The organism is Burkholderia sp. APQ4-4ca, from assembly GCF_057837105.1.
Window position 1 is genome coordinate 2,345 of sequence record NZ_JBYQCG010000187.1, and the last position, 3,368, is coordinate 5,712.

Consider the following 3,368-nt stretch of genomic DNA (forward strand, 5'->3'; position numbering starts at 1 on the left):
GGAATCCGTAATCTTGCGCGTAACGAATTCGCGGCCGCGCAGCGGCGATTCGTGGTTGAACAGGATCCCGCTGCAACCGAAGATGTCGTAGCTCTCGCGATAGTTCACCGTGATCCAATGCGCATACAGCTTGGCCACGCCATACGGGCTGCGCGGATAGAACGGCGTCGATTCGATCTGCGGGATCGCCTGCACCTTGCCGAACATTTCGGACGTACTTGCCTGATAGAAGCGGATCTTCGGATTGACGATGCGGATCGCCTCGAGCAGGTTCAGCGGGCCGACACCGGTGATCTCGGCGGTTGTGACCGGCTGGTCGAAGGACACGCCGACGAAGCTCTGCGCCGCCAGGTTGTAAACCTCCGTCGCGCCGGTCGTCTGCAGCAGCCGGATACTCGCCGACAAATCGGTCAGATCGTATTCGACCAGATGCAGGTTCGGGTGCTTGCCAATGCCCAGCTCTTCGATGCGCCAGAAATTCACCGAGCTAGTGCGGCGGTAAGTGCCGTAAACCGTGTAGCCCTTGTCGAGCAGCAACTGGGCCAGATAAGCGCCGTCTTGTCCGGTGATGCCGGTGATGATGGAAATTTTGTTAGACATAGTCGTCCTACTTTAAGAATACGCTTCAGTGCGCGTGAGAATTTTTGCCAAATGGCGGGCACTTTGCGCCCAAGTCAAGAACGGCATGCCACGAGACGAAGGCTCTTGCTGCTTCGCTCGAAGCTCGAGCCATGCCTTGAGCTCGGTCGCCAGATCATGCCCTTCTTGCGCGGAAAAATAAAATGCGTGCTCACCAGCCACTTCACGAAACACCGGCAGATCGCGCGCAATGATCGGCAATCCGTGCTGCGCGGCTTCAATCAGCGGCAAACCAAAGCCTTCACCATAAGACGCCGCGATCAGACACGAACTCGCCCCGTAGATTTTCTCCAGGTAATCGTCAGAGGCGTTTTCCAGCCAGAACAAATGGCGTCCCTGCTCGGTATGCGCCCGCAACCGCCCGACCAGATCCTCGACCATCCATCCCTGCCGCCCCACGATGACCAGATTGACGTTCTGATTCTCGCGCCACAGCCGGTCGAACGCCTCTAGAACCTGAGCGTGTCCCTTGCGAGGTTCCAGGGTCCCGACCATCAGAAACGTCGGGCAATTACGCAGTTGTTGAAGTACCTTGCCTCCGTCGCGCGGGATTTTCGAAGTCGTCGGGGAATTTTCGATATCCGCACCCAAATGGAACCAGTCGATCTCGAACGAGCCCGCCCGCTCGGGAGCGTGCGTCGCGATCCATGACGAAAGATCCGTGGCCACCGCTTGCGAAATGCACAATGCGCCGTCATTCTCCGCCACGACGTCCAGCCAGCCCGTAAAACCCTCGGCGGCGCCAGGAACAAAGTATTGGGGGAGCAGCACACACAGCAAATCGTAGACGACAAACTTGACTTGCACGCCCTGCAATCGCAGATTTCGATAAAACGCTCGCTGCGCGGGGACGACCCGGGGTTGCAGATCCAGGCCGACAAACACGTCTCCTGCCGCATAGTCGATCGGCTCGTCCTGCAGATAGCCATCGTCGAATCCCATCAACCTCATCGTGAAACCACGCGCATAGCGATAGGAATCCTTGGTCGTGGCATACACCGGTTCCACCCGAAAGCCGTCGGGTGGAGAATCCAGCCATTCCCTCAGTAGATTGCGCACCACACGCTGGATCCCGCTCCTGGCATCCACCTGCACGAGCTCGGAGATATCTACCAGCAATTGCCGCTTGTTGTTGCGCGGAACGAAACTCTTCGCCACGCTCAGCGCCCATGTGCGCAACTCGTCGTCGCTTGCCGGGCCCACCCGACGCGCGATTGCGCGAGACAATACGGTCGGATTCGCGTCGGCCCGGAGATAGAATCGCTCGATGGCATCGCGATACTGCTCGGCACAGACGTCAGGTGCATGAGCGCTCAAGATGATGTCCCGTGCGCGCGCGCCCATTCGTTGTCGGCGCGACGGATCCGAACGCAACGTCTCCAGTGCGTCGATCAGTTGCTCGTCGGAGAACTCGTCCGGCAACATCCACACGGCCTCGGGATCCAGGTCCGCCATGCTTCCGTTTGCATTGACGATCGTTGCCTTGCCGTAATTCATGCAGTCCAGCACGGTTCCCGACGTCTCGCCACGCGACAGCGTCCGCAACTGGACGCCGACATCAACCGCCGCCAGATACCGACGGAACATCTGCGCATCGGCCCATCCGGTAATCCGGATTCTGCCTTTCTGGCCTGTTTGCCGGATGCTGCGCGCGAGTTCCTCGCCATATTCGGTCGGTTGATTCTCCCCGACAAAGACCAGATGACAAGCCGGATCACGCGCAAGGGACGATCGATTCCATGCGCGAAGCAACCGATGATTCAGCTTGGATGGCCCGAGCCCGCCGAACGCGCACACCAGGAAGTCGTTCCTGCCGACTCCCAGCGCATCGCGCGCATCGTCGCTGCTCAATACGGTAGTCGCATCGCGCATATGCGGAATGACGGTCCAGTCGACCGCATCCCCGCCGTACCAGTGGCGCGCCAATCGCAGCGAATTGGGCGAGTGAACAATCAGGCCCAAGCCCTTCTGAATCACGCCCAGGCTGCACGGATATTCCCAGACGACATCCGCGATGTCCTCTTTCAGATGCCGCGCCCTCAGACCGACATACCCATGTGCGTCATACAGCGCCTTGGACCAGCAGTCGGAACGATTTCCGTGAACGGCCATGTGCGCGAGAATGCCCGACAGAAAGAAATCGTGCAGCACGACCACACCCGGGACGGTTTCCAGCAGCGGAAACATGTACTCGTGGAACGACGAGTTTCCGAAATGATAGAGGACACGATCGTAGGAATCCGCATGCTTGCGCAGCCACGCCGGTGTTTTCACCGAAACGTGCGCAAGCTGACCGGACGGAATTTGCCCCGCTTTATCCGTGTCGACGATGACATCGATATCGTAAAAGCGGGCCAACTCCGGCAGCAATTCCGCGCTGTAGTCGGCAATCCCCGTGCGGGCCGGCGGCAACGGCGACACGTAAGCCAGCCTGGGACGTTGCGCCTGAACCTCCGGCTCGTGCGATTCGGTCAGCCATGCCTCGCGCCTCCGCTCCATTGCATCGAGCGCGCAACGCCCGCTGCGATCCCACGAGAACTTCGCGGCCTGGCGCTTTCCCTGTTCGATCAGGGCCTGACGATAGTCCTCGTCGGTCAGACCGCGCTGCATGTGTTGCGCAATCGCTTCATCGGATCGGGGATCGAACAGCGCATCCTCCCACCCAATCACTTCCGGAACGCTCGATGTATTCGCGCCGATCACAGGCGCGCCGCAGCGCATCGCCTCCA

Annotated in this window: 2 protein-coding genes; both read right to left on the minus strand. The window is 59.8% G+C overall.

Annotated elements, in window-relative coordinates; translation table 11 throughout:
* Nucleotides 1-600, minus strand: a 600-nt coding sequence (locus AC3IFE_RS20955) for a GDP-mannose 4,6-dehydratase (RefSeq protein ID WP_489191815.1), incomplete at its 3' end; no start/stop codon positions are given.
* Between the two features lie 12 nt (nucleotides 601-612).
* Nucleotides 613-3,368, minus strand: a 2,756-nt coding sequence (locus tag AC3IFE_RS20960) for a glycosyltransferase (protein WP_489191816.1), incomplete at its 5' end; no start/stop codon positions are given.